Source organism: Erwinia sp. HDF1-3R (genome assembly GCF_039621855.1).
Taxonomy (GTDB): domain Bacteria; phylum Pseudomonadota; class Gammaproteobacteria; order Enterobacterales; family Enterobacteriaceae; genus Erwinia.
This window is the reverse complement of record NZ_CP155071.1, coordinates 4,004,256-4,029,472: the sequence shown is the minus strand read 5'-3', so window position 1 is coordinate 4,029,472 and position 25,217 is coordinate 4,004,256. Positions and strand designations below refer to the sequence as shown.

Here is a 25,217-nt window from a genome sequence, read left to right as displayed (position 1 = left end):
TATTTACGAAGTTCTTATTTTTTGAAGTTTAAATGATTATCGAATTTAAATATGTCGACTCGCCTTAAAATGTGCTGACCCCGGGTTCCTGTATTTACCTGATGCACTCAAAGCGTCGCATTACCACTGCCAAACCTTAGAGGGCGTAATGATTACCGGTAGCGGCACGTCCCAGTCTGCTCCAGGTAGCGCCTCCACCTGCTGACAATCGTGAGCCAGGCCTATCGGTAACAGCCCATGCTGCGGCCAGTTCTGCAGCGTCCGGTCGTAAAAACCGCCACCCATACCCAGCCGCTGTCCCTGGGCATCAAACGCCACCAGAGGCACCATCAGCACATCCAGATCCCTGAGCGTTGCCAGATTACGAATATCCAGCGGCGGCTCGGGAATACCCAGGCGATTAGGTGTGAGCGGCGTGCTGGCATCGTAGCGAATAAACAGCAGCTGGCCTGTGGAAAACGGATGCAGAACCGGGAGATACACCTGTTTACCGCGCTGCCTCAGTTCGGCTATCAGCGGTTGTGTGTTGAGTTCACCGTCAAAAGAGAGGAAAAGTGCGACCTTATGGGCCTGCTGTACCGGCGCAAAATTCATTGCGAGGATAGCTGCCTGATTAGCTGCATTGAGCTGCTGCTCTGTCGTCAGGTTACGCCGAAGGTGTCGAACGCGCGTGCGGATCTCCTGGCGAGTGGGAAGGCTTATATTCATAAACATCACCCTGGCTGAGTGGCGGATCCGAAAGCGGATTATGTTCGGGCCGATCGCAGCTATGACTCAGAATCATTAGCGCGGTATACAACCTAATCCATCAGAATTCTGCCACAGGAACAACGAAACTTCGACCCCGATCGGGCAAACCGTCATTTCATTACAGCCCTGTTCGATCGTCTGTCCGCCCTTCAGGTGATTGCTGGACAGGGCGGTAGCCACTGTGGTCGTCGAGCGTATTCTCTTCTCTACCGACTATCCTTATCTATTTCGACCCGGTAATGATGCGAGGCAGTTCCTGAATCAATGCAGTCTGGATGAAAGCGGCAAAGCGGCTTTTGCTTACGGTAACGGTAACGGGATGCAGCTTATCGGCGGCGCGGCTTATGAGTAGCTTATGTGTGGGACAGGTGTGTGGAACAGGTGTGGGGAACAGGCACGGCTAAGTCGGATGAGGTTTTAGCTTTTTCGCGGCAGATGCCTTAGAGGAAAAGGCGTTCAGTAGCCAGGGGATGAAAACAGAACCCGTTCAGATGCGAAGCGGGGTAAAAATGGGGTATCTCCGAGATGCCGCCGCGGGCTGTAACCCTTGAACCCTTGGTTCAAGGTGAGTATGCCGTCGCAACCATCAGGCTTCTCGGACGGACCGAGCTTGCACACAGGTTACAGAGCGTCACACTCTGTTGGTATTAAATATCGGCTCAGGGGACGGGCCCGCTTGCAAACATCTCAGAGAATTTTTTACTTCACCGTCACTGTATCACAGTAAACGATGAGGTGTTATTCGAACTTTGGACCGCTACGTTCTGTAATACGACCCTGCTCAAGCAGTGCCTGTTCAATAGTCTGCTGCAACATACGGATACGTTGCTCCATGTTGCTGGCATAGTCGCGGGTTTTTCCCTTTTCCTGCGCCAGCTCATGACAAATATTCAACGCGGCAATAAAAACCAGCTGCTCGGTATTTGTGACTCTAGTGCGAACTTTTAAATCTTGCAACCGCTGATTGAGGTCTTCGGCAGCCAGATTCAGCGCATCTTGCTGTTCAGGCGGACAATTTACTCGTAAAGAACGGCCAAAAATTTGTAAATCTACGGGTTGTGCAGACATGCCACCATCCTGAATGATTACTGCGCCGCCAATCTCTATACCACTCAATGGGTTGAGAGGGGCGCCACTATAACTACCCCTAACAGAAGAAACAACCCCTTTCTGGAATCGTTGAGGCACCTGGTGGTAGCATACCACGAACTCATCCAGCCAACGACGATCAAAACGTATGCCACTAACAAACACAATGCCGGGCTATGACCAGCTGGCCTCAGTACTGACGCAGCAGGGCGTGGGAATGACGCCTGCTGAAATGCACGGTCTGATCAGCGGAATGATCTGCGGCGGTAACAATGACACCAGCTGGAAAGCGCTGGTTCATGACCTGACCAATGAAGGAATGGCTTTCTCTCAGTCGCTTGCTCTGCCGCTTCAGCAACTGCACCAGGGGATTGTTGACGCACTGGAGGAGGAGGGCTTCCTGTTTCAACTTTACCTGCCGGAGGACGATGACATCACCGTCTTTGACCGCGCCGATGCGCTGGCCGGCTGGGTCAATCATTTCCTGCTGGGGCTGGGCGTTTCTCAGCCAAAGCTGGATAAAGTCACCGGAGAAACGGGCGAGGCGATTGACGACCTGCGCACTATCGCGCAACTGGGCTACGATGAAGACGAAGATCAGGAAGAGCTTGAGCAGTCGCTGGAGGAGGTGATCGAATACGTTCGCGTTGCCGCGCTGCTCTGCCATGATACCTTTACTCATGTGCTCCCGACCGCGGTGGAAGTGAAAAAACCGACTCTGCACTAAAGGGTTACTCCAGTGAATGCAGAGTGCAGGCGGGTTACGCAACAACGTGCAGCGGTATGACGCGCAATTATTTAGCGGACGGTGACCCACAAGGATTGCCCCAGGAGAGCTGATGATACAGCAAGAGTTCGTTCGTCGCCGGCAGGCACTGCTGGCTAAAATGGCACCCGCCAGCGCGGCGGTGATTTTCGCCGCACCGGAGGCGACCCGCAGTAATGACAGCGAGTACCCTTACCGTCAGAACAGTGATTTTTGGTATTTCACCGGTTTTAACGAGCCTGAAGCCGTACTGGTGCTGATCAAAAGCGCCGAAAACCATAGTCACAGCGTGCTGTTCAACCGCGTGCGCGATCTCACGGCGGAAATCTGGTTCGGTCGCCGTCTGGGCCAGGATGCGGCACCGGCCGCCTTGTCCGTTGACCGTGCGCTCCCCTGGGACACTATCAGCGAGCAGATGCCCCAGCTGCTGAACGGGCTGGATGTGGTCTACCATGCGCAGGGGCTTTACCCTGTCGCCGACGGCCTGCTGTTTGCCGCACTGGAAACGTTGCGTAACGGCGCGCGGCAAAACCGTTTTGCCCCGTCGACGCTCACTGACTGGCGCCCCTGGGTCCATGAAATGCGCCTGATTAAGTCTCCTGAAGAGCAGGCTCTGCTGCGTGAAGCCGGACGTATCAGCGCCCTGGCGCATACCCGCGCGATGCAAGCCTGTCGGCCAGGCATGTTTGAGTATCAGCTGGAAGGTGAAATCCACCACGAATTTAATCGTCATGGCGCGCGCTACCCCTCCTACAACACCATCGTGGGTGCGGGTGAGAACGGCTGTATTCTGCACTACACCGAAAACGAGAGCCGCATGCGCGATGGCGATCTGGTGCTGATTGATGCCGGATGTGAATATCAGGGGTATGCCGGAGATATCACCCGCACCTTCCCGGTGAATGGTAAGTTCTCAGCGCCGCAGCGTGCCATTTACGACATTGTGCTGGAGTCGCTGAATACGGCGCTGAGGCTGTTTCGCCCCGGTACCAGCATCCGCGAAGTCAATGCACAGGTTGTACGTATTATGGTGAGCGGGCTGGTCCGGCTTGGGGTGATGGAAGGGGAGGTCGACACCCTGATTGAAGAGCAGGCACACCGACAATTCTTTATGCACGGCCTGAGCCACTGGCTGGGGCTGGACGTCCATGACGTCGGCTTCTACGGGACCGATCGTGACCGCGTACTTGAGCCCGGCATGGTGATTACCATTGAGCCAGGGCTCTATATTGCGCCAGACGCCGACGTGCCAGCGGAATATCGCGGTATCGGCATTCGCATCGAGGATGACGTCATTATCACCGCAGAGGGGAATGAGAACCTCACCGCAGGCGTGGTGAAAGAAGCAGACGAGATTGAGGCCCTGATGGCGGCAGCGAAAGCACAATGAGCATTATTATTGCGGGCGGCGGCATGGCTGGCGCGACGCTGGCACTGGCCATTTCGTCTCTCACTCAGGGAAGCGTGGCGGTAACGCTGGTTGAGGCCAGCGAGCCGGGGTCGCGTGCGCACCCAGGCTATGATGGCCGCGCGATCGCCGTCGCGGATGGCACCTGCCAGCAGCTGGCAGCCATTAATTTATGGCCCGTGCTAAAACCCTGCGCCACGGCGATCACCCACGTTCACGTCAGCGATCGCGGCCATGCGGCCTTTGTGTCGCTGGATGCGGCCGATTATGACATCGGGGCGCTGGGTCAGGTGGTCGAACTGCATGAGGTGGGGCAGCGGCTGTTCACGCTGCTGCAAAAGGCCCCCGGCGTTCGCCTCTGCTGCCCGGCTAAAGTGGCTACCGTTTCACGTTCGCAGGAAAGCATCAGCGTGACGCTGGATAGTGGGGAAAGCCTGGAGGCCCAGCTGCTGGTCGCGGCAGACGGGTCGCACTCCTCCGTTGCCGCGGCCTGCGGCATACAGTGGCAGCAGCAGGATTATCAGCAGGTCGCCGTTATCGCCAACGTCTCTACGGAGCAGCCTCATCGGGGAAGGGCCTGGGAGCGCTTCACCGAGCATGGCCCGCTGGCGCTGCTGCCGATGTCGGCAGGACGCAGCTCGCTGGTCTGGTGTCATCCGCTGGCGGATAAGCCGCAGGTTGACGCCTGGAGCGATACGCGCTTCCTGTCCGAATTGCAGCGCGCCTTTGGCTGGCGGCTGGGCCGTTTTACCCAGGTTGGCCAGCGTCACAGCTACCCGCTGCGGCTTCAGGCCGCTTCTCAGCACACCTCACACCGGCTGGCCCTGGTGGGTAATGCGGCGCAGACCCTGCACCCTATTGCCGGACAGGGATTTAATTTAGGCCTGCGCGACGTTATGTCGCTGGCGGAGACGGTTGCCGCCGCCTGGCGTACCGGCCAGGATGTCGGAAGCTATGCCACGCTGCAACAGTATCAGCAGCGCCGTCAGCCGGATGCCAAAGCGACCATCGGTATTACCGATGCGCTGGTCAGGCTGTTTGCTAACCGCTATACGCCACTGGTGGCAGGGCGTAATCTGGGTTTACTGGCGATGGATTCTGTCCCGCTGATGCGAAATTTGCTGGCCGAGCGCACGTTGGGCTGGGTTAAGCGTTAAGGAGAAAGCTGTTATGCAAACGTATGATGTTATCGTCGCCGGTGGCGGAATGGTCGGTCTTGCCGTCGCCTGTGGCCTGCACGGCAGCGGATTAAGCATTGCCGTGCTGGAGCGTGAGGCACCCGTCGCTCAGGCGGCAGATGCACAGCCCGCACTCAGGGTGTCGGCGATTAACGCCGCCAGCGAGCGCCTGCTTCAGCATCTGGACGTCTGGTCTGCCATCCTGGCGGCAGGGGCCAGCGCCTATCACGGCATGGAAGTCTGGGATCGCGACAGCTTTGGCCGTATTGAATTTGATGATGCCCATCAGGGGCTGCCCCATCTTGGGCACATTATTGAAAACCCGGTCATTCACCAGGCCCTGTGGCAAAAAGCCAGCGAGCTAAACGACGTCACGATCGTCTCCCCGGCGGAGCTTCAGCAGGTGGCATTTGGTGACAATGAGGCCTTTGTCACCCTGGCCGACGGCACGATGATGAGCGCGAGACTGCTGGTGGCGGCAGACGGAGCGAACTCCTGGCTGCGTAATAAAGCGGATATTCCGCTGGCGTTCTGGGACTACGAGCATCATGCGCTGGTGGCCCATATCCGTACCGAACAGCCGCATGGCAGCGTTGCCCGACAGGTGTTTCACGGCGAAGGTATTCTGGCCTTTCTGCCGCTCAGCGACCCCACCCTCTGTTCGATTGTCTGGTCGGTCAGTCCGCAGGAGGCCACCCGTCTGCAATCCATGCCGGAAGCCGTGTTCAATCAGCAGCTTTCGGTCGCCTTTGATCTGCGGCTGGGCCTGTGCACGGTAGAGAGTGAGCGCAAAACCTATCCGCTGATGGGGCGCTACGCGCGTAATTTCGCGGCACACCGCCTGGCGCTGGTCGGCGATGCGGCCCATACCATTCATCCGCTGGCCGGGCAGGGCGTCAATCTCGGCTTTATGGATGCGGCGGAGCTTATCGGGGAAATTAAGCGTCTGCATCAGCAGGGGAAAGATATCGGACAGCACCTCTATTTGCGCCGCTACGAGCGCAGTCGCAAACACAGCGCGGCGATGATGCTTGCCGGCATGCAGGGGTTTCGCGAACTTTTTGACGGCAATAATCCGGCGAAGAAGCTGCTGCGTGATATCGGGTTAAGCCTGGCGGATAACCTGCCCGGCGTAAAACCCCGTTTGCTGAAGCAGGCAATGGGGCTTAACGATCTGCCGGAGTGGCTGCGCTAAATCCACGCGGCAAGATCGTTGCCGCGTACTGCTTCATTGATCTGCTGTAGCTCGGGCAGCGTTGCGTTTTCTATCCTGATACCCTCATCCTTAAGCAGCGCCGTAAGCCTGTGCTGAAATCTGCTCAGCTGTTGTGCATCGAGATAGCGCGCCCGGGTGTTTTGTGCAGCTTTATCCCGGGCGGCGGGATTAATCCTGATCAACGTCTGGCCGGGTAGAGGGACACCTTTTGCCAGAGAAGCCAGACTCAGCGTTGCCAAGTCTTCCAGACTGCGCAGCTCGATCTCTTTTAATTTCCCCCCTTTAGCGGATCCGCTGAGCGGATGATTTTCATTCTGGTAGCTGTAGTTTTTGATGTTTTTACTCAGCGTGCCGCTGATGGCGTGCGTCTCAAGCCCCTCAATTTTGCCGAAGCCGAACACCATCGGCACAACGTTCCCCTTATTGATCAGCGCTAATAGCGGCGTTTTACCCTGCTCCAGCTGGCTCCTCAGCCTGTTGCCTGCCTCCATCAGCAGGGACCTCAGTGCTTCGCCGCTATATGACTGTGGGCTGCTGTTCGGTGAATGAAGCGTAATGGATTCAGGAAATTTCAGCAGGCTGGCGCTGTTTTCAAATGGCGTAGTGCGGAAGGCGGCCAGCTTACTGTTACGCGAGACGTTCAGAAGACTTTGCAACCACCGGGCAACCGCCTCGTCCACCGTTTCTCCGTCATTTACCGGTAGCCTGAGGGAATTACCGCTGCTGGTGAGCGGTAGCCCACTGGTCAGATGCCGATCGATGGCCTGCGTCATTCGATGCTGAAAGGCACGAGAAGCAGCATTACTGCTCTGCATTCCCTCGCCCCGGGCATAGACACGGGCTTTACTGCGGAAGTCTTTCCGGGTCACGCTGTCTGAAGGCTGCTCAGGCGTACGATCTGAGAAGAAGATGCGGCCTTCGAGTGATTGCGTCCCGCCTTTGGCATCATTGATGCCAGCCTTCAGCTCGCCGGAGGCGAGGATCTCAAAACCCCACGGAGACCCGTGCAGCGCTTCGGGTTTGGTATACCCTTGCGGTGCCCCAGGATTCATTGACAACAGCAGCGCGCCGTGCAGATGTTCGCGCAGTTGCTGATCGATGGATCGTCTTCTTGCCAGCAGATCGACAGGAGACTGCCGCGCGTTATCCAGCTGGTTTGGCCGGTGGCCCTCCTGCCTGAGTCGCTCAATCTGAGCGACATCCTGTTGTTCAACGGCCTGATGGAGCGCGAGCGTATTAACCGTAGAAGGGAGTGATTTAATGCCCATGTCTGGCGGCCCTGAGAAGTATGCATCCGATTAAGTGTCACATCGGGGTCGAATGTTCCCGTGCCGCCGCTTCATTTGAAATAAACTAATTTTACCGCTCTGTTCGCATTACTTTTTTTAATGTTATGGGGTTTAAGAAGGAGCATGAATTCATCCCAATCGGGCAAAAAACCTGTTTTCAACCTGCCTGTAAACCGATGAATTGCGGTTTATGTGCGCATTCGCGCAGTTTTCTGGTCAGAAGTTCTGGAAAATCCTTCCGGCTCTGAGAGAACGTTAAACCCATTCGACCTCATTTTACTTATGGTTAATGGCGCGGTTCGGTGGTAACGTCAAAGCCAGGTTATCGTTTGCGTCCGGCCTTAATCCGCCCGGATCAGACGCCTGAAAACTTGCATCTGCACAGGAAAACTATGACCCAGCACACTCCCTTGTTTGAACAGCATCAGGCCTGTGGTGCGCGAATGGTCGACTTTCACGGCTGGATGATGCCGCTGCATTACGGCTCTCAACTTGAAGAGCACCACGCGGTGCGAACCGATGCGGGGATGTTTGATGTCTCGCACATGACCATCGTCGATCTGTGCGGGGCGCGCTGTCGGGAATTCCTCCGCTATCTGCTGGCCAATGATGTCGCTAAGCTGACTCAGCCGGGCAAGGCACTCTACAGCGCCATGCTGAACGCCTCCGGTGGCGTGATAGACGATCTGATTGTTTACTTTATAACGGAGGATGCCTTCCGGCTGGTGGTGAACTCTGCCACGCGTGAAAAAGATCTCGCCTGGATAACCGAACACGCGAAGCCTTACGGCATAGCGCTAACGGTGCGTGACGATCTCTCTCTGATTGCCGTACAGGGACCGGAAGCACAGCGCAAAGCGCAGACGCTTTTCACTGATGCCCAACGTCAGGCCGTGGCGGGGATGAAACCCTTTTTTGCCGTGCAGGCGGACGATCTCTTTATTGCCACCACCGGCTATACCGGTGAGGCGGGCTACGAAATTGCCCTGCCTGACGCGCAGGCGGCTGCATTCTGGCAGGGGCTGCTGGAGGCTGGCGTGAAGCCCGCCGGGCTGGGCGCGCGTGACACGCTGCGTCTGGAGGCGGGCATGAACCTCTATGGACAGGAGATGGATGAAGGCGTCTCACCGCTGGCCGCTAATATGGGCTGGACCCTGGCTTGGCAGCCAGGCGAACGGGATTTTATTGGCCGCGAGGCGCTTGAGGCCCAGCGTGAAAGAGGCACAGAACAGCTTGTCGGGCTGGTGATGACAGAGAAAGGCGTGCTGCGTAATGGCCAGCCGGTTCACTTTACCGACGAGGCCGGTAACCTCAAAGAGGGCGTCATTACCAGCGGGTCGTTCTCGCCAACGCTGGGGTGCAGCATTGCCCTCGCGCGCGTTCCGACCGGGATCGGCGAGCGAGCGATCGTTCAGATCCGCAGCCGTGAAATGCCGGTTAAGGTGACCAAACCCGTTTTTGTTCGCGCCGGTAAGCCGGTTGCATAATATCCGATCACTTCCAGATTGCAGGAGAGCAGCGCGATGAGCAATGTGCCAAATGAACTGAAATACCGCGACAGCCACGAATGGGTGCGTAAAGAAGCCGACGGCACCTTTACCGTGGGCATTACCGAACATGCTCAGGAACTGCTGGGCGATATGGTCTTTGTCGACCTGCCGGAGCCTGGTGCCACCTTCAGCCAGGGTGACGAGTGCGCCGTGGCGGAGTCGGTTAAGGCGGCTTCCGACATTTATGCGCCGATTGATGGCGAGATTATTGAGGTTAACAGCACCCTCGACGGCGAACCGGAGCGGGTCAACAGTGACCCCTACGACGGGGGCTGGCTGTTTAAAATCCGTGCCAGCGATGCATCACAATTTGATGCACTGCTTGACGCCGATGCCTATAAAACCAGCATCGACGAATAAATCGCGATCCGCGTGGGCGAAGGCTATTTCGCCCTGCCCGCACCTCTGACCAGGCGGCGGGGGACGAGTAAGGGTCTCCCCGCCTCTCACTTCCCGACTCAGGATCCTCCGCTCATGACGCAGACCCTCAGCCAGCTTGAACATACCGGCGCGTTTATCGAACGCCATATTGGCCCTTCTCAGGCGCAGCAGGCGGCGATGCTGAATGCTATCGGTTCCCGCTCTCTCTCTGAACTGATCGGCTCCATCGTACCTGCCGATATCCAGCTGCCCGGCCCGCCCGCCGTGGGGGATGCCCTCACCGAGCATCAGGCGCTGGCGGAGCTAAAAGCGATTGCCAGCCAGAATCTGCGTTACACCTCCTATATCGGCATGGGCTATACGCCGGTGCTGACCCCGCCGGTTATTCTGCGCAATATGCTGGAAAATCCGGGGTGGTACACGGCCTATACGCCCTACCAGCCGGAGGTCTCCCAGGGGCGCCTGGAGGCGCTGCTCAACTTTCAGCAGGTCACGCTGGATCTGACCGGCCTGGACGTCGCGTCTGCTTCGCTGCTGGATGAGGCGACCGCCGCCGCTGAGGCGATGGCGATGTCAAAGCGCATCAGCAAGCTCAAATCGGCTAACCGCTTTTTTGTCGCTGAGGATATTCATCCCCAGACGCTGGACGTGGTGCGCACCCGTGCCGAAACCTTTGGCTTTGAGGTGCTGGTGGATAAGGCCGAGAGGGTACTGGATCACGAGAATATTTTTGGCGTACTGCTTCAGCAGGTGGGGACGACCGGGGAAGTACATGACTATGCCAGCCTGACTGACCAGCTGAAAAAGCGCGGCATTATCGTCTGCGTGGCTGCTGACTTTATGGCGCTGCTTCTGCTGCAGGCACCGGGGAGCCAGGGCGCGGATATTGTCTTTGGTTCAGCGCAGCGCTTCGGCGTACCGATGGGCTACGGTGGCCCCCATGCGGCCTTTTTCGCCACGCGGGAGGAGCATAAACGCTCAATGCCGGGCCGTATTATCGGCGTCTCACGCGACGCAGCGGGTAACACCGCGCTGCGCATGGCGATGCAGACCCGTGAGCAGCACATTCGCCGCGAGAAGGCCAACTCAAATATCTGTACGTCGCAGGTGCTATTGGCGAATATCGCCAGCCTCTATGCGGTTTTCCACGGGCCAGAGGGCCTGAAGCGCATCGCCTCACGCATCCATCGCCTGACGGATATCCTTGCCGCCGGGCTGCAGCGTGGCGGGCTGACTCTGCGGCATCGCACCTGGTTTGATACCCTGACCGTCGAGGTTACCGACAAAGCTGCGGTACTGGATCGTGCGCTCAGCTTTGGCGTTAACCTGCGGACGGATATCCATAATGCGGTCGGCATCACCCTGAGCGAAGCGACCTCCCGCGATGACGTGAGCATCCTGTTCTCTATTCTGCTCGGCGAAAATCACGCGCAGGATATTGATGCGCTGGATAGTGCCGTCAGCGATCAGAGCCACTCCCTGCCACCCGCGCTGCTGCGCCAGACGCCGGTTCTGACGCATCCGGTTTTCAATCGTCATCATAGCGAAACCGAGATGATGCGCTATATGCATAGCCTGGCGCGTAAGGATCTGGCGCTCAATCAGGCCATGATCCCGCTCGGCTCCTGCACCATGAAGCTCAATGCCGCCGCAGAAATGATCCCGATTACCTGGCCTGAATTTTCCGAACTGCACCCATTTTGTCCGGCGGATCAGGCGGGCGGTTACCTGCAAATGATCGGTCAGCTGTCACAGTGGCTGGTGCAGCTAACTGGCTATGATGCGCTCTGCATGCAGCCGAACTCCGGGGCGCAGGGGGAATATGCGGGTCTGCTGGCGATCCGCCGCTATCATGAAAGCCGTAATGAACCGGGCCGCACCCTCTGCCTGATCCCCGCATCGGCGCACGGCACCAATCCCGCTTCTGCGCAGATGGCCGGTATGTCGGTTGTGGTGGTGGCCTGCGACAGGCAGGGCAATATTGACCTGCACGATCTGCGGGCAAAGGCAGAGCAGGCCGGTGATGCGCTCTCCTGTATTATGGTCACCTATCCCTCCACTCATGGCGTGTATGAAGAGACTATCCGTGAAGTCTGTCAGATTGTTCACCAGCATGGCGGGCAGGTCTATCTTGACGGGGCGAATATGAATGCCCAGGTGGGGATCACCACGCCGGGCTATATTGGCGCGGATGTGTCACACCTTAACCTGCACAAAACCTTCTGCATCCCTCATGGCGGAGGCGGGCCGGGAATGGGGCCGATTGGCGTCAAAGCGCACCTTGCGCCCTTCGTGCCGGGACATAGCGTGGTACAGATTGACGACATGCTCACGCAGCAGGGGGCCGTTTCCGCCGCGCCTTTTGGCAGCGCATCTATTCTGCCCATCAGCTGGATGTATATTCGCATGATGGGGGCGGAAGGATTAAAGCAGGCAAGCTCGGTCGCCATCCTCAACGCTAACTATATCGCCACCCGGCTGCAGTCTGCCTTTCCGATCCTCTATGCCGGACGCGATGGCCGCGTGGCGCACGAATGCATCCTGGATATTCGTCCCCTGAAGGAGCAGACCGGCATCAGCGAACTGGATATCGCTAAGCGTCTGATTGACCATGGTTTTCACGCACCGACCATGTCCTTTCCGGTCAGCGGTACGCTGATGGTAGAGCCGACGGAATCGGAGAGCAAGGGGGAACTGGATCGCTTTATTGATGCGATGCTGGCTATTCGGATGGAGATAGATCGCGTTGCCGGAGGCGAATGGCCGGCTGACGATAATCCACTGGTCAATGCCCCGCATACGCAGATGGAAATAGTGGGCGAATGGACGCATCCCTATACCCGTGAGCTGGCAGTATTCCCGGCCGGCAGTCACAACAAATACTGGCCCACGGTTAAGCGGCTGGACGACGTTTACGGCGATCGCAATCTGTTCTGCTCCTGCGTTCCGCTAAGCGAATACGAGTAGCCTTCCGCGTGGGTCAGCGTTTATAAGGGCACTCCGGTGCCCTTTTTTACAGGAGAAGCATGATGAAAACGGCATTAGTGACCGGCGGCAGCCGGGGTATTGGCCGAGCGACGTCGCTGCTACTGGCGCAGCGGGGCTATCAGGTTGCAGTGAACTACCATCAACGTGCAGCGGCGGCGGAAGACGTTGTGGCACTGATTCAGCAGCAGGGCGGTCAGGCCTTTAGCGTGCAGGCGGATATTGCGGATGAGGCGCAGGTCGTGGCTATGTTCCAGCGCCTGGATACGCTGGGTTGCCACCTCAGCGCGCTGGTCAACAACGCTGGCATCCTGTTTCAGCAGTCCCGTATTGAACAGCTCACTGCCGAGCGCATAAACCGGGTTCTCGCCACCAATGTTACCGGTCCTTTCCTGTGCTGTCGCGAAGCAGTGAAAAGAATGGGATGGCATCATGGAGGGCAGGGCGGCGCGATTGTGAATGTCTCTTCTGCCGCCGCCCGACTGGGGGCGCCGGAGGAATATGTCGATTATGCCGCGTCAAAAGGGGCAATGGATACGCTGACAAAAGGGCTTTCGCTTGAGGTGGCAGCACAGGGAATTCGCGTCAACGGCGTTCGTCCCGGCTTTATCTATACTGCAATGCATGCCGACGGCGGCGAGCCTGGCCGCGTCGACCGGCTGTCGGCAGCTATACCTATGCAGCGGGGTGGACAACCAGAAGAGATCGCGCAGGCGATACTCTGGCTGCTCAGCGATGAGGCTTCCTACATTACCGGCAGCATCATTGACGCTGCCGGCGGTCGATAAAACCCGGCGTTACAGCTTTTCACCGTTGCTGGCGATCACCTGCTGATACCAGGTAAAACTTTTCTTCCTGGCGCGGTTGAGCGTACCGCTGCCATCGTCATTTTTATCCACGTAGATAAACCCGTAGCGCTTGCTGTACTGGCCGGTGGTGAAAGAGACGCAGTCAATACAGCCCCAGGGGGTGTAGCCCATCAGTTCGACACCGTCATAGCAGACCGCCTGCTTCATCTGCTCAATATGCGCCTGCAAATAGGCGATGCGGTAGTCGTCGTTAATCGATCCATCCGCCCCGACGTTATCAATCGCCCCGAAACCGTTTTCGACAATAAATAGCGGCTTTTGATAGCGTTCATAAAGGGTGGCCAGGCTGTATCTCAGCCCGACCGGATCGATTTGCCAGCCCCAGTCGGAGGCTTTTACATGCGGATTGGGTACGCTGCCCGCAAAGCCCGACACCGCGCTGCCGCTGCCCTGCGCGTGAGCCTGCACCGCATTGCTCATGTAATAGCTCAGGCCGATATAGTCCGCACAGCCCTCGCGAAGCGTTCGGGCATCCTCCGGCAGCATGGCAATGTCATAGCCCTTGCGCGCCCATTCGTTGAGTATGTAAGCAGGATAATACCCGCGCATATGGACGTCGCTAAACAGGAAGCGCTCACGCATCGCTTCCTGCGCGAACATCACATCCTCGGGGTGGCAGGACCAGGGGTAGAGCGGCACCATGGCGATCATGCAGCCGATCTGCATCGCAGGATTGATGTTATGTCCCAGCCTGACCACCTGCGCGCTGGCGACAAACTGATGGTGCAGCACCTGAAACATCGCCTGTTCGGGATTATCATGGTCGGTAAATACCACGCCTGAGCAGCAATAGCCGAATAGCGGATACTGCCAGTTACGCTGGTTATTGATCTCGTTAAAGGTCATCCAGTATTTAACTTTATTCTTGTAGCGCTCCATGACGACCTCACTGAAGCGAACAAAGAAATCCACGACGTTGCGATTCAGCCAGCCGCCATACGCCTTCACCAGGTGATTTGGCATCTCAAAATGCGACAGGGTAATAACCGGCTCAATGTTGTATTTCAGCAGCTCATCGAACAGATCGTCGTAGAACTGTAGCCCGGCCTCGTTAGGCTCATGCTCATCCCCGTTAGGGAAGATCCGCGTCCAGGCAATGGAGGTGCGAAAGCATTTAAACCCCATCTCAGCGAAGAGGGCCACGTCCTCTTTATAGCGGGAATAGAAATCAACCGCCTGATGATTAGGGTAGCTGTAGCCCGCCTGTACGCCGTCGGTTATGACGCGGTCAACGCCATGCGCGCCGCCGGAAAGGACATCTGCAATGCTCACGCCTTTTCCACCCTGGTCCCAGCCGCCCTCAACCTGATGCGCGGCTACCGCGCCGCCCCAGAGGAAGCCTTCAGGCAATTGCTGTTTGCTGGTCATCACTCTCATCCTTTTTGGTAAATGTAGCCTGAGGGCCGGCTATTATTGCAGCCAGCCCTTACGTTGGGCCTCAATAAGATGCCCTTCCAGATGGTTCCATAGTGCGGGCCACTGCTCTGCCAGCGCAACGTTGCGGGCCAGTACCTGTTCGAGCCGAATACCATTCTCTTTCCAGCTCTGGCCCTGATTATGCAGATTCTGAATAATCGGCAGGGCGCGATCCAGCATATTGGCAAAGCGGGCATCAACGCTTTCGCCGGCTTCATATTCGTCCCAAAGCGCCCGGAAACGCTGCTGTAATGCGGCGGGCAGCAGGCCGAACAGACGATCGGCAGCGGCGACCTCCTGGTGTGAAATGGCCTCGCGGGCCGCAAGGTCATAGACCATGACGTCTCCCGCATCGATCTCCACCACGTCGTGCAGTAGCGCCATCTGTACGACACGCTGCACGTCAGTTCCCCCCTCAAAAAAGGGAGCCAGACTCATGGCGGCCACGGCCAGATGCCAGCTGTGCTCCGCTGAGTTTTCATGGCGGGAGTTGCCAATAAGCCGGGTGCGGCGTTCGACACGTTTAAGCTTATCCAGCTCCATCAGAAAATCCATGACCTGCGTCATTGGCCCGAAATCGACACTGTTTACCTGTTCAGACATCACTCACCTCGTCGTTCCCTGAAGGGGAAAAAAGTTGGCGACTATTGTAAGGGAAACGTTTGCGTTTTGCTTTCCAGAATATGTGTTACAGGCATTCACAGTTTAATAAAGCTTACAGTTGTACTCTGAAATCATTCTCAGCTAAGCTAAAAATGCTCAATTTTCGGGCACATTCGCGCGTGTCAGCGTGGACAGGAAGCATTAGCTGCAATCTGACGGCAGTGCAGAGCTGAATAAAGGCCCGACTCAGCATGTGGAGAACAGGATTGTATGACAGGTAAAACATTATTAGCGCAGGGCTATTCCCTGGCGGAAGAAGTCGCCAACAGTATCAGTCATGGCATTGGTTTTATTTTTGGCATTATCGGACTGGTGCTGATGCTGATGGAAGCAAACGCCAGCCAGGCAGACACCGTAGCAATAATCAGCTACAGCCTTTACGGCGGCAGTATGATCCTGCTGTTTCTGGCATCGACCCTTTATCATGCCATTCCCTATCCGGCCGCCAGGCTCTGGCTGCAAAAGCTGGACCACTGCGCCATCTATTTACTGATCGCCGGAACCTACACGCCTTTCCTGATGGTCGGACTGAAATCGCCGCTGGCACACGGGCTGATGGTCATTATCTGGAGCCTGGCGCTGCTCGGGGTGCTGTTTAAATTATTGTTTATTAATCGCTTTGAGGCGCTTTCGGTCATTACCTATCTGCTGATGGGCTGGCTGTCGCTGATTGTGGTTTATCAGCTGGCACTTAAGCTGCCGGCGGGCGGCATATGGCTACTGGCGGCGGGGGGGATAATCTATTCGCTGGGCGTCATTTTCTATAGCTCGAAGCGCATCCCCTATAACCATGCCATCTGGCACGGCTTTGTACTTGGCGGCAGCGTTTGCCACTTTCTGGCGATCTACCTGTACGTGATGTGATACAGGGGCCGAGCGGCCCCTGTTAAGCCCGGATCAGGTCAGGGAATAGGGCAGAGGTTGAATCGTCAAGCTGCCGCCTTCGTCCCCCTGCACACGCAGCTCGCTGTCCGGCTCCAGATCGTTATTCAGCACGGCCTGAACCCATACTTCGCCGTTATCCAGCTGGCAGGCCGTCAGGATCGTCCCGGTCCGCCGCCAGTTTTCCCCCAGTTTCATCTCCAGTGAACCACCGGAAGCAGGAACCTGCCCGGCCTGTCCCGCCAGCCAGTAAAGCGCCCGTTTGTTGGCGCCGCGAAATTTAGCGCGTGCAACCATCTCCTGACCGGTATAGCAGCCCTTTTTAAAGCTGATGGCGTCCAGCGCCTGGAGGTTAGTCGCCTGAGGAATAAACTGGGCGCTGGTGGCGGTATCAATTACCGGCAAACCCGCTTCGATATCAAGCGCCAGCCACTGCGTGCTGTCGTTCAGCTGTGCCTGTCCCTCAAGCGCCTGGCGCAGCGTCTGAGCCGTCTGCGCATCGGTTACCAGCAGAAATCTTTCCTCCGGCGTGGGCAGCCAGAGCAGGGTGGTATTGTCCTGCTGCACCACAGGGTTTTCAGCATCCGGCAGGCTGGTAAAAACGCCAGCCAGCGCGCCACGGCACTGGAAGCCCGCGACCCCGAGCAGCACGGCGTCATTATCGGCGGCAATGGTCACTTTTGAAAACACGGCGTACTTCTTCAGCTGGGTAATCTGCTCTTCGCACAGGCTGCGGCGTGCAATATAAGCCAGCCCCCCGGCACGATGAAACAGACGCAGGTTGCTCCACATCTTTCCTTTGGCATCGCAGTGCGCGGTCGGGCGGTGGTCATTGTCGGCCAGCGCGGCGACGTCCAGCGTCACCTGACCCTGTAAATAGCTGACGCTATCGGCGCCGGTCACAGTCACGAGCGCCCACTCTTCCAGCGAGATCAGCGTAAGCGGCAGACGCGCAGAGGCCGCGGGTTGACGAGGCGGAAAAGAGAAAGTCGGCATGATTCAGTCCTGTAGTGGGGTGAAAAAAACAGCTCTGCTCCTTATGTTAAAAGAGCCGAATGGCTTTGCAACCTCTTTCCTTGAAACGGCGCACAAAACGCGTGATAACTCTGCACGGCAGCTCGCTGCTTTGCGGGACGGCGCGAAATCCGGCCGCTATTGCATCAACATCCCCGATAAAAAGCGCTACACTAGCGGCCATCTTTGACTGAATGACGATGGATAATATGGATAGTAGCAATAAAGCCCGGGTTCACTGGGCCTGCCGCCGGGGGATGCGTGAACTGGATATCTCCATTATGCCGTTTTTTGAGTATGAGTATGATTCCCTTTCTGAGGACGACAAGCAGATATTTATTCGCCTGCTTGAGAATGACGATCCCGATCTCTTCAACTGGCTGATGAATCACGGTGAACCCGCCGATCCTGAACTTAAGCGCATGATCAATCTGATACAGCAGCGAAATCAGCAACGTGGCCCAGTGGCACGCTGAGCTCAGGGTATCCTGGCGTGCGCAGTGGATATCCCTGCTTCTGCACGGCGTAGCGATACTCGCGCTGCTGCTGGCACCCTGGCCTGCCAGCTATACCCTGGTCTGGATGCTGCTACTGACGCTGGTTGTCTTTGAATGTGTGCGCAGCCAGCGGCGTATTCGCAGTCGCGAAGGGGATATCGCGCTGCTGGAGGGGGGGCAGGTTCAGTGGCGCCAGAAACGCTGGCACATCACCGGCCGTCCGTGGATGACCCGGCAGGCGATGCTACTGACGTTGCGTACCCCGTCAGGGGATCGGGAGAAACTCTGGCTACTCAGGGACAGCATGGATGAAGAGGCATGGCGTCAGCTCCGCCAGCTGCTGCTTATCCCTGCCCGAGCCGCATGACGAGGCGGAACTGTGCTTCACTCACCGCGCGGCGTGACGTTCTGTAGCAGAGCAGCCGCTACCGCGCACATGACGATGCGGCAGGCTGCTTAATGCGGCCCGCAGCCTGTGCGGACGGGATTGCTGCCGTTACAGCAGCGCCGCCATCTCGGTGAGGATCTGCTCGCACCACTGGGCAATGCGCTCGTCGGTGCGCTCAAACTGATTAATATCATCCAGCGCCAGCCCAAAAAAGTGCCTGCCGTCGGGGGTAAGCGGTTTGGTGCTGGTAAATTCATACCCCTCATTTGGCCACAGGCCGACAAACTTCACGCCCATTGGGGCCAGCAGGTCATGCAGCATGCCGAGCGCGTCGAGAAACCACTCGCTGTATTCTCCCTGATCGCCCATGCCGTACAGGGCCACCACTTTATCACGCAGGTTTAGCGCGGGCAGATCGCTCCAGATGGCTTCCCAGTCCTCCTGCAACTCGCCGAAGTCCCAGGTTGGAATGCCGAGGATCAGCATGTCATACTGTTCCATCAGCTGCGGGGGATCGTCCTTCAGATTATGCAGCGTAACGAGATCGTCGCCGATAAAGTCGCGGATCTTCTCTGCCGCCATCTCGGTGTAGCAGGTGCTTGAGCCATAAAACAGACCGATATTCATCTCTGGTAATCTCATTCCTCTTGATGCACTGGCGCGGATTATATCAGAATTGACCAGGGGTCAGGCATAACAGGCCGTCGGTAAACAGATAAAGGGGCAGTGTGGTGCATGACAGCGATCTGATTGAACAGTTTTTAGATGCCTTGTGGATCGAGCGTAACCTGGCGGAAAACACGGTGGCTTCCTACCGGCTGGACCTGATGTCGCTGGTCGGCTGGGCTGCGCATCATAACACCCAGCTGCTGCGCGTTGACGCCGCGGACCTGCAGCAGTTTCTGGCTGAAAGGCTGGAGGGGGGCTACAAGGCGAGCAGCTCCGCGCGGCTGTTAAGCGCAATGCGCCGCCTGTTTCAGTATCTCTATCGGGAAAAGCTGCGCGAAGACGATCCCAGCGCACTGCTCTCTTCACCTAAGCTGCCGCAGCGCTTGCCGAAAGATCTCAGCGAGGCGCAGATAGACCGGCTGCTACAGGCACCCAGCGTTGAGCAGCCAATTGAGCTGCGCGACAAAGCGATGCTGGAGCTGCTCTACGCCACCGGCCTGCGCGTCACCGAGCTGGTCAGCCTGACGCTCAATAACGTCAGCCTGCGGCAGGGCGTGGTGCGAGTGATTGGTAAGGGAGATAAAGAGCGTCTGGTGCCCCTGGGGGAAGAGGCGGTGCACTGGCTGGAGCAGTATATTGAGTATGGTCGCCCGTGGCTGCTTAACGGTCAGACGCTGGACGTGCTGTTTCCCAGCAACCGCGCGCAGCAAATGACGCGGCAAACTTTCTGGCATCGAATCAAACATTACGCCACACTGGCAGGCATCGACAGTAATAAACTCTCGCCCCACGTGCTTCGCCATGCATTTGCTACCCACCTTCTGAACCATGGGGCCGATCTGCGTGTCGTACAGATGCTGTTGGGCCATAGCGACCTGTCGACGACTCAGATCTACACGCACGTTGCCACTGAGCGACTGCGGCAGTTACATCAGCAGCACCATCCTCGCGCCTGACCTACGGCGCGGTGAATACTATTACCGGCCTGCGACCCCGCTCTGAGGGCGGGTTCAGGCTCAGCGTACAAGTCTATAAGGACATTAAATGAAGAAGCGTTACCTGATACTTTCTCTGCTTATCGCCGTCAGTAGCTTGTCCCACGCCGATGATGCGGCCATTAAACAGTCGCTGCAAAAGCTCGGCCTTCAGCAAACGGAGATCCAACCTTCTCCTCTGCCGGGAATGAAAACGGTACTGACGGAGAGCGGCGTACTGTATATCACCGACGATGGTAAACAGTTTATTCAGGGACCGCTGTACGACGTCAGCGCAGGCCAGCCGGTAAACGTGACCAATAAACTGCTGGAGAAAAAGGTCGATGCGCTGAGTAGCGAGATGATCGTTTATAAAGCGCCGAAGGAGCAGCATGTCATCACCGTATTTACCGACATCACCTGTGGCTACTGCCATAAGCTGCATGCGGAAATGGCCGACTACAACGCGCTTGGCATCACCGTGCGCTACCTGGCCTTCCCTCGTGAGGGGATGAATGGTCAGGTGGCGAAGGATATGAAATCAATCTGGTGCGCAGGCGATCGTCGCAAGGCGTTTGATGCGGCGATGAAGGGCGAAGCGGTTTCGCCGATTGACTGCAAAATCGACCTTTCCCAGCATTACAAACTGGGCATCCTCTACGGTATCCAGGGTACGCCTGCCATCCTGCTGCAAAACGGTATGATGATCCCCGGTTACCAGGGACCTAAAGAGATGAAACAGCTACTTGATAGCCAGAAAGCAGGCGGCTGATTGCATTGAACAGTAAAACCGAGCTCCGCCGCCGTCGGGCGGTGGAGGGTAGCCAGCTCCCGGCCGATCTTCACCCGCTGCTGCGCCGTCTCTATATGCAGCGGGGCGTACTCCAGCCCGATGAGCTGGTGCGAAGTGCTAAAAATCTTCATCCCTTCCAGTCGCTGGCGGGTATTGAGCGCGCGGCGGCGATCCTGCATCAGGCCATTGCTGATAATTTATGCATTATGATCGTGGGCGATTTTGACGCCGACGGCGCGACCAGCACCGCACTGACGGTACTGGCGCTGCGCAGCATGGGCGCGGCTAACGTTAAGTATCTTGTGCCTAACCGGTTTGATGACGGCTACGGCCTCAGCCCGGAAGTGGTGGAGCAGGCGGCGGCGCGCGGCGCGCAGCTGATCGTCACCGTTGATAACGGCATTTCGTCACATACGGGCGTCAGCCTTGCCCATGAAAAGGGCATTGCGGTGGTCATTACCGATCACCACCTGCCGGGCGATACCCTGCCGGATGCCGATGCAATAGTGAACCCGAACCTGCATGAGTGCGACTTTCCTTCGGGCGCGCTGGCCGGGGTAGGGGTCGCCTTCTACCTGATGCTGGCGCTGCGCGCGCGCCTGCGCGAGAGCGGGGCGGAAACGCTGCCGAACCTGGCTGAACTGCTGGATCTGGTGGCGCTGGGGACGGTTGCCGACGTGGTGCCGCTGGACGGCAATAACCGCATTCTGGTCTGGCAGGGTCTGAGCCGCATCCGCGCGGGTAAGTGCCGCCCGGGGATCAAGGCGCTGCTCGAGGTGGCTAACCGCGATGCAAGGCAGCTGGCGGCGAACGATCTCGGCTTTGCGCTGGGGCCGCGTCTTAATGCTGCTGGCCGCCTGGACGATATGTCCGTCGGGGTGGCGCTCCTGCTCAGCGAGGACATCGCTCAGGCCCGCATGCTGGCCAGCGAGCTGGATGCGCTAAACCAGACGCGGAAAGAGATCGAGCAGGGCATGCAGACCGAGGCGCTGGCGCTGTGCGATGCGCTTGAGCGCAGCAGCGAGGCGCTGCCGCTCGGCATTGCGATGTACCATCCCGAGTGGCACCAGGGCGTGGTGGGAATTCTGGCATCCCGCCTGAAGGAGCGTTTCAACCGGCCCGTTATCGCCTTTGCCCCCTCGGGGGATGGCCTGCTTAAGGGGTCGGGGCGGTCTATTGTCGGTCTGCATATGCGTGACGCGCTGGAGCGGCTTGATACGCTCAATCCGGGGCTGATCCTCAAGTTTGGCGGTCACGCGATGGCGGCAGGCCTGTCGCTGGAGGAGGCGAAGTTTGAGGAGTTCCGCCAGCGCTTCGGCGACCTGGTGGGCGACTGGCTGGACGAGGAGGCGCTACAGGGCGTCGTCTGGAGCGACGGCGAACTGATGGCGCAGGAACTGACGCTCCCCACGGCAGAACTGCTGCGTGAAGCGGGCCCCTGGGGCCAGGCGTTTCCGGAACCCCAGTTCGACGGCAAATTCACCCTCATCCAGCAGCGGCTGGTGGGTGAACGGCATCTGAAGGTGATGGTGGAGCCGCTGGGCGGAGGCCCGCTGCTGGACGGTATTGCTTTCAACGTTGACACCACCCTGTGGCCGGACCCCAGCGTCCGTCAGGTCGAGCTGGCCTACAAGCTGGATATTAATGAATTTCGCGGTAACCGCAGCGTGCAGCTTATAATCAGCCACCTCTGGCCGCTATAGCCTGAACTGAAGCAAGGCTACAAACTGCCCCGAATTTCAGTTAAACTGCTGAGTTACATTTACGCCCGATTCGATCACCTAAAAGATTTTAAAATCATGTTTGAAATTAACCCGGTAAAGAACCGAATTCAGGATATCTCAGAGCGCAGTGGCGTTCTCAGGGGGTATCTTTGACTACGATGCCAAGAAAGAACGCTTAGAAGAAGTTAACGCCGAGCTGGAACAGCCGGACGTCTGGAATGAGCCTGAACGCGCCCAGGCGCTGGGCAAAGAGCGCTCGTCGCTGGAAGCGATCGTCGAAACCCTGGATCAGCTTACCCAGGGGCTGGACGACGTCTCGGGCCTGCTGGAGCTGGCGGTTGAAGCCGAAGACGAAGAGACCTTCAACGAGGCCGTTGCCGAACTCGACGTGCTGGAGAAGAAGCTGGGCGAACTTGAGTTCCGCCGCATGTTCTCCGGCGAGTACGACAGCGCCGACTGCTACATCGACATTCAGGCCGGTTCCGGCGGCACCGAAGCGCAGGACTGGGCCAGCATGCTGGTTCGTATGTACCTGCGCTGGGCTGAAGCGAAAGGCTTCAAAACCGAGGTGATTGAAGAGTCCGACGGCGACGTTGCGGGGATCAAATCCGCCACGCTGCGCATTATCGGCGACTACGCTTTCGGCTGGCTGCGCACGGAAACGGGCGTCCATCGCCTGGTGCGAAAAAGCCCGTTTGACTCGGGTGGCCGTCGCCATACCTCGTTCAGCTCCGCCTTTATCTATCCGGAAGTGGAAGACGATATTGATATCGACATCAATCCGGCGGATCTGCGTATTGACGTTTATCGCGCGTCGGGTGCGGGCGGTCAGCACGTTAACCGGACCGAATCGGCGGTGCGTATCACCCATATTCCGACCAATACCGTTACCCAGTGCCAGAACGATCGCTCTCAGCATAAAAACAAAGACCAGGCCATGAAGCAGATGAAGGCAAAGCTGTATGAGCTGGAAATGCAGAAGAAAAATGCTGAGAAGCAGGCGCTGGAAGATAACAAATCTGATATCGGCTGGGGGAGCCAAATCCGCTCCTACGTTCTTGATGACGCACGTATCAAGGACCTGCGCACCGGCGTGGAAACCCGCAATACCCAGGCGGTGCTGGATGGCGATCTGGACCGATTTATTGAAGCAAGCTTGAAAGCAGGGCTATAAGGAACTGACATGTCTGAACAACAACCGCAGGGCACTGACGTCGCACTTGAGTTAAACAATGAACTGAAAGCGCGTCGCGAAAAACTCAGCGCGCTGCGTGAAAAGGGCGTGGCATTCCCGAATGATTTTCGCCGCGATCGCACGTCAGACCAGCTGCATGCTGAGTTTGATGCGAAAGAGAACGAAGAGCTTGAAGCGCTGGGCATTGAGGTTAGCGTTGCCGGGCGCATGATGACCCGCCGTATTATGGGCAAAGCCTCCTTCGTCACCCTTCAGGACGTGGGCGGCCGCATTCAGCTGTACGTTTCGCGTGACGACCTGGCGGAAGGCATCTATAACGAGCAGTTCAAGAAGTGGGATCTCGGCGATATCGTCGGTGCGCGCGGCAAGCTGTTCAAAACCAAAACCGGCGAGCTTTCCATTCACTGTAGCGAACTGCGCCTGCTGACTAAAGCCCTGCGCCCGCTGCCGGACAAGTTTCACGGTCTGGCCGATCAGGAAACCCGCTACCGTCAGCGCTATCTGGATCTGATCGCCAACGACGAATCGCGCAAAACCTTTAAAATCCGCTCGCAGATTATGGCCGGTATCCGTAGCTTTATGGTGGGTCGCCAGTTTATGGAAGTGGAAACGCCAATGATGCAGGTGATCCCAGGCGGCGCCTCTGCCCGTCCGTTTATCACCCATCATAACGCGCTGGATATTGATATGTATCTGCGCATCGCCCCGGAGCTGTACCTTAAGCGCCTGGTGGTCGGCGGCTTCGATCGCGTCTTCGAGATCAACCGTAACTTCCGCAACGAAGGGATCTCACCGCGCCATAACCCAGAGTTCACCATGATGGAACTCTATATGGCCTATGCGGACTATAAGGATCTGATCGAGCTGACCGAGAGCCTGTTCCGTACTCTGGCGCAGGACGTGCTTGGCACCACCGTAGTGCCTTATGGCGAGCAGAGCTTCGATTTCGGTAAGCCCTTCGACAAGCTGACCATGAAGGAAGCGATCCAGAAATACCGTCCGGAAACCGACCTTGCCGATCTTGATGATTTTGATAAGGCTTCAGCCATTGCGCGGTCGCTGGGGATCAAGATTGAGAAGAGCTGGGGCCTCGGCCGTATGGTAACGGAAATCTTTGAAGAGACGGCGGAAAGCCATCTGATCCAGCCGACCTTTATCACCGAGTATCCGGCTGAAGTTTCGCCGCTGGCGCGTCGTAACGACCAGAACCCGGAAATCACCGATCGCTTTGAGTTCTTTATCGGCGGGCGTGAAATCGGCAACGGCTTCTCCGAGCTGAATGATGCACAGGATCAGGCAGAGCGTTTCCTGCAGCAGGTTAACGCCAAGGATGCGGGTGACGATGAAGCCATGTTCTATGACGAAGATTACGTCACCGCGCTGGAGCACGGCCTGCCGCCAACGGCCGGGCTGGGGATTGGAATTGACCGTATGGTGATGCTGTTTACTAACAGCCACACCATACGCGACGTCATTCTGTTCCCTGCGCTGCGTCCAGGCGGCAAGTAAGCGCTTAACGAA

25 protein-coding genes and 1 other RNA gene are annotated in these 25,217 nt (G+C 57.5%); 18 read left to right on the top strand and 8 right to left on the bottom strand.

Translation table 11 applies throughout. The features are described 5' to 3' along the window. Window positions 1-120 precede the first annotated feature (120 nt). Window positions 121-708 carry a 5-formyltetrahydrofolate cyclo-ligase gene (locus tag AAGR22_RS18235; RefSeq protein ID WP_345828884.1) on the bottom strand — a complete coding sequence of 196 codons (588 nt, stop codon included), beginning with the start codon at window positions 706-708 and terminating at the stop codon, window positions 121-123. A gap of 223 nt (window positions 709-931) precedes the next feature. On the opposite strand from AAGR22_RS18235, the gene AAGR22_RS18230 reads away from it, so the two are divergent. Next, the gene (locus tag AAGR22_RS18230) at window positions 932-1,102 is read left to right on the top strand and encodes a hypothetical protein (RefSeq protein ID WP_345828882.1); all 171 of its coding nucleotides are present in this window, start codon (window positions 932-934) and stop codon (window positions 1,100-1,102) included. Between the two features lie 161 nt (window positions 1,103-1,263). Here AAGR22_RS18230 and ssrS read toward each other — a convergent pair. Further along, window positions 1,264-1,447: non-coding RNA, 6S RNA (gene ssrS / locus AAGR22_RS18225), on the bottom strand. A gap of 41 nt (window positions 1,448-1,488) precedes the next feature. Beyond that, entirely contained in the window at window positions 1,489-1,818 is a 330-nt protein-coding gene (gene zapA, locus AAGR22_RS18220; RefSeq protein ID WP_067708873.1) for a cell division protein ZapA, read from the bottom strand. 169 nt (window positions 1,819-1,987) lie between these two features. Between zapA and AAGR22_RS18215 the strand changes: the two genes are divergently transcribed. The 4 genes from AAGR22_RS18215 to ubiI all read left to right on the top strand — a co-directional run bounded on the left by AAGR22_RS18215 (window position 1,988) and on the right by ubiI (window position 6,386). After that, window positions 1,988-2,566 carry a YecA family protein gene (locus AAGR22_RS18215; protein WP_067708875.1) on the top strand — a complete coding sequence of 193 codons (579 nt, stop codon included), beginning with the start codon at window positions 1,988-1,990 and terminating at the stop codon, window positions 2,564-2,566. A 112-nt stretch (window positions 2,567-2,678) separates the two neighbouring features. Beyond that, window positions 2,679-3,995, top strand: coding sequence for a Xaa-Pro aminopeptidase (gene pepP / locus AAGR22_RS18210; protein ID WP_345828878.1), 1,317 nt, complete (start codon window positions 2,679-2,681; stop codon window positions 3,993-3,995). Continuing rightward, window positions 3,992-5,170, top strand: a complete 1,179-nt coding sequence (ubiH, locus tag AAGR22_RS18205) for a 2-octaprenyl-6-methoxyphenyl hydroxylase (RefSeq protein WP_345828877.1) — start codon at window positions 3,992-3,994, stop codon at window positions 5,168-5,170. The genes pepP and ubiH overlap by 4 nt, the downstream gene beginning before the upstream one ends. 13 nt (window positions 5,171-5,183) lie before the next feature. Beyond that, entirely contained in the window at window positions 5,184-6,386 is a 1,203-nt protein-coding gene (gene ubiI, locus AAGR22_RS18200) for an FAD-dependent 2-octaprenylphenol hydroxylase (protein WP_345828875.1), read from the top strand. Here ubiI and AAGR22_RS18195 read toward each other — a convergent pair. Continuing rightward, the gene (locus AAGR22_RS18195; protein WP_345828874.1) at window positions 6,383-7,675 is read right to left on the bottom strand and encodes a hypothetical protein; all 1,293 of its coding nucleotides are present in this window, start codon (window positions 7,673-7,675) and stop codon (window positions 6,383-6,385) included. The genes ubiI and AAGR22_RS18195 overlap by 4 nt on opposite strands. Window positions 7,676-8,088: 413 nt before the next feature. Between AAGR22_RS18195 and gcvT the strand changes: the two genes are divergently transcribed. From gcvT to AAGR22_RS18175, 4 genes are all read left to right on the top strand, one after another. Beyond that, entirely contained in the window at window positions 8,089-9,183 is a 1,095-nt protein-coding gene (gene gcvT, locus AAGR22_RS18190; protein ID WP_345828873.1) for a glycine cleavage system aminomethyltransferase GcvT, read from the top strand. Between the two features lie 36 nt (window positions 9,184-9,219). Then, on the top strand, window positions 9,220-9,606 hold the full coding sequence (gene gcvH / locus AAGR22_RS18185) for a glycine cleavage system protein GcvH (RefSeq protein ID WP_067708888.1): 387 nt from the start codon (window positions 9,220-9,222) through the stop codon (window positions 9,604-9,606). Between the two features lie 114 nt (window positions 9,607-9,720). Further along, window positions 9,721-12,594: an aminomethyl-transferring glycine dehydrogenase gene (gene gcvP / locus AAGR22_RS18180; RefSeq protein ID WP_345828871.1), complete on the top strand. Its 2,874-nt coding sequence runs from the start codon at window positions 9,721-9,723 to the stop codon at window positions 12,592-12,594. A gap of 62 nt (window positions 12,595-12,656) precedes the next feature. Next, window positions 12,657-13,400 (top strand): SDR family oxidoreductase, encoded by a 744-nt coding sequence (locus AAGR22_RS18175; protein ID WP_345831622.1) that lies wholly within the window; start codon window positions 12,657-12,659, stop codon window positions 13,398-13,400. Window positions 13,401-13,409: 9 nt separating this feature from the next. Here AAGR22_RS18175 and AAGR22_RS18170 read toward each other — a convergent pair whose 3' ends face one another. Both AAGR22_RS18170 and AAGR22_RS18165 read right to left on the bottom strand, forming a co-directional pair. Beyond that, complete coding sequence (locus tag AAGR22_RS18170; RefSeq protein ID WP_345828869.1) at window positions 13,410-14,849, bottom strand: 6-phospho-beta-glucosidase; 1,440 nt, start codon at window positions 14,847-14,849, stop codon at window positions 13,410-13,412. 42 nt (window positions 14,850-14,891) lie between these two features. Beyond that, window positions 14,892-15,500, bottom strand: a complete 609-nt coding sequence (locus AAGR22_RS18165) for an HD domain-containing protein (protein ID WP_345828867.1) — start codon at window positions 15,498-15,500, stop codon at window positions 14,892-14,894. Between the two features lie 270 nt (window positions 15,501-15,770). On the opposite strand from AAGR22_RS18165, the gene AAGR22_RS18160 reads away from it, so the two are divergent. Beyond that, window positions 15,771-16,424 (top strand): hemolysin III family protein, encoded by a 654-nt coding sequence (locus AAGR22_RS18160; RefSeq protein WP_067708900.1) that lies wholly within the window; start codon window positions 15,771-15,773, stop codon window positions 16,422-16,424. 33 nt (window positions 16,425-16,457) lie between these two features. Here the strand turns inward: AAGR22_RS18160 and ygfZ are convergent, their stop codons facing one another. After that, complete coding sequence (gene ygfZ, locus AAGR22_RS18155; protein ID WP_345828866.1) at window positions 16,458-17,438, bottom strand: tRNA-modifying protein YgfZ; 981 nt, start codon at window positions 17,436-17,438, stop codon at window positions 16,458-16,460. Here ygfZ and AAGR22_RS18150 point away from each other — a divergent pair. Genes AAGR22_RS18150 through AAGR22_RS18140 form a run of 3 tightly spaced genes read left to right on the top strand, consistent with a single transcriptional unit; the run spans window position 17,437 to window position 18,320 of the window. Beyond that, entirely contained in the window at window positions 17,437-17,646 is a 210-nt protein-coding gene (locus tag AAGR22_RS18150) for a hypothetical protein (protein WP_345828864.1), read from the top strand. The two genes, ygfZ and AAGR22_RS18150, sit on opposite strands and share 2 nt — an antisense overlap. Before the next feature lie 19 nt (window positions 17,647-17,665). Continuing rightward, the gene (sdhE, locus tag AAGR22_RS18145) at window positions 17,666-17,932 is read left to right on the top strand and encodes an FAD assembly factor SdhE (RefSeq protein ID WP_345831621.1); all 267 of its coding nucleotides are present in this window, start codon (window positions 17,666-17,668) and stop codon (window positions 17,930-17,932) included. Then, window positions 17,913-18,320 (top strand): protein YgfX, encoded by a 408-nt coding sequence (locus AAGR22_RS18140; protein WP_345828862.1) that lies wholly within the window; start codon window positions 17,913-17,915, stop codon window positions 18,318-18,320. Before sdhE ends, AAGR22_RS18140 begins: the two co-directional genes overlap by 20 nt. Window positions 18,321-18,449: 129 nt before the next feature. Here AAGR22_RS18140 and fldB read toward each other — a convergent pair whose 3' ends face one another. Beyond that, window positions 18,450-18,968 carry a flavodoxin FldB gene (gene fldB / locus AAGR22_RS18135; RefSeq protein ID WP_345831620.1) on the bottom strand — a complete coding sequence of 173 codons (519 nt, stop codon included), beginning with the start codon at window positions 18,966-18,968 and terminating at the stop codon, window positions 18,450-18,452. Between the two features lie 101 nt (window positions 18,969-19,069). Between fldB and xerD the strand changes: the two genes are divergently transcribed. The 5 genes from xerD to lysS all read left to right on the top strand — a co-directional run bounded on the left by xerD (window position 19,070) and on the right by lysS (window position 25,205). Further along, on the top strand, window positions 19,070-19,966 hold the full coding sequence (xerD, locus tag AAGR22_RS18130) for a site-specific tyrosine recombinase XerD (RefSeq protein WP_345828860.1): 897 nt from the start codon (window positions 19,070-19,072) through the stop codon (window positions 19,964-19,966). Between the two features lie 88 nt (window positions 19,967-20,054). After that, a complete protein-coding gene (gene dsbC / locus AAGR22_RS18125; protein WP_345828858.1) occupies window positions 20,055-20,756 on the top strand; it encodes a bifunctional protein-disulfide isomerase/oxidoreductase DsbC in 702 nt (233 codons plus the stop codon). 5 nt (window positions 20,757-20,761) lie between these two features. Continuing rightward, window positions 20,762-22,480: a single-stranded-DNA-specific exonuclease RecJ gene (gene recJ, locus AAGR22_RS18120; protein WP_067708920.1), complete on the top strand. Its 1,719-nt coding sequence runs from the start codon at window positions 20,762-20,764 to the stop codon at window positions 22,478-22,480. Window positions 22,481-22,576: 96 nt separating this feature from the next. Then, window positions 22,577-23,675, top strand: a protein-coding gene (prfB, locus tag AAGR22_RS18115) for a peptide chain release factor 2 (RefSeq protein ID WP_156485027.1) whose coding sequence is annotated in 2 segments (ribosomal slippage) — window positions 22,577-22,651 and window positions 22,653-23,675 — 1,098 coding nt in all. Because the reading frame shifts where the segments join, the coding sequence is not laid out codon by codon here. A gap of 9 nt (window positions 23,676-23,684) precedes the next feature. After that, entirely contained in the window at window positions 23,685-25,205 is a 1,521-nt protein-coding gene (gene lysS, locus AAGR22_RS18110) for a lysine--tRNA ligase (RefSeq protein ID WP_345828855.1), read from the top strand. Window positions 25,206-25,217: the final 12 nt, after the last annotated feature.

Coding starts and splice junctions, on each gene's coding strand:
- AAGR22_RS18235 (WP_345828884.1), bottom strand. CDS start 708: ATGAATATAAGCCTTCCCACTCGCCAGGAGATCCGCACGCGCGTTCGA.
- zapA (WP_067708873.1), bottom strand. CDS start 1,818: ATGTCTGCACAACCCGTAGATTTACAAATTTTTGGCCGTTCTTTACGA.
- AAGR22_RS18215 (WP_067708875.1), top strand. CDS start 1,988: ATGCCACTAACAAACACAATGCCGGGCTATGACCAGCTGGCCTCAGTA.
- pepP (WP_345828878.1), top strand. CDS start 2,679: ATGATACAGCAAGAGTTCGTTCGTCGCCGGCAGGCACTGCTGGCTAAA.
- ubiH (WP_345828877.1), top strand. CDS start 3,992: ATGAGCATTATTATTGCGGGCGGCGGCATGGCTGGCGCGACGCTGGCA.
- ubiI (WP_345828875.1), top strand. CDS start 5,184: ATGCAAACGTATGATGTTATCGTCGCCGGTGGCGGAATGGTCGGTCTT.
- AAGR22_RS18195 (WP_345828874.1), bottom strand. CDS start 7,675: ATGGGCATTAAATCACTCCCTTCTACGGTTAATACGCTCGCGCTCCAT.
- gcvT (WP_345828873.1), top strand. CDS start 8,089: ATGACCCAGCACACTCCCTTGTTTGAACAGCATCAGGCCTGTGGTGCG.
- gcvH (WP_067708888.1), top strand. CDS start 9,220: ATGAGCAATGTGCCAAATGAACTGAAATACCGCGACAGCCACGAATGG.
- gcvP (WP_345828871.1), top strand. CDS start 9,721: ATGACGCAGACCCTCAGCCAGCTTGAACATACCGGCGCGTTTATCGAA.
- AAGR22_RS18175 (WP_345831622.1), top strand. CDS start 12,657: ATGAAAACGGCATTAGTGACCGGCGGCAGCCGGGGTATTGGCCGAGCG.
- AAGR22_RS18170 (WP_345828869.1), bottom strand. CDS start 14,849: ATGACCAGCAAACAGCAATTGCCTGAAGGCTTCCTCTGGGGCGGCGCG.
- AAGR22_RS18165 (WP_345828867.1), bottom strand. CDS start 15,500: ATGTCTGAACAGGTAAACAGTGTCGATTTCGGGCCAATGACGCAGGTC.
- AAGR22_RS18160 (WP_067708900.1), top strand. CDS start 15,771: ATGACAGGTAAAACATTATTAGCGCAGGGCTATTCCCTGGCGGAAGAA.
- AAGR22_RS18150 (WP_345828864.1), top strand. CDS start 17,437: ATGATTCAGTCCTGTAGTGGGGTGAAAAAAACAGCTCTGCTCCTTATG.
- ygfZ (WP_345828866.1), bottom strand. CDS start 17,438: ATGCCGACTTTCTCTTTTCCGCCTCGTCAACCCGCGGCCTCTGCGCGT.
- sdhE (WP_345831621.1), top strand. CDS start 17,666: ATGGATAGTAGCAATAAAGCCCGGGTTCACTGGGCCTGCCGCCGGGGG.
- fldB (WP_345831620.1), bottom strand. CDS start 18,968: ATGAATATCGGTCTGTTTTATGGCTCAAGCACCTGCTACACCGAGATG.
- dsbC (WP_345828858.1), top strand. CDS start 20,055: ATGAAGAAGCGTTACCTGATACTTTCTCTGCTTATCGCCGTCAGTAGC.
- lysS (WP_345828855.1), top strand. CDS start 23,685: ATGTCTGAACAACAACCGCAGGGCACTGACGTCGCACTTGAGTTAAAC.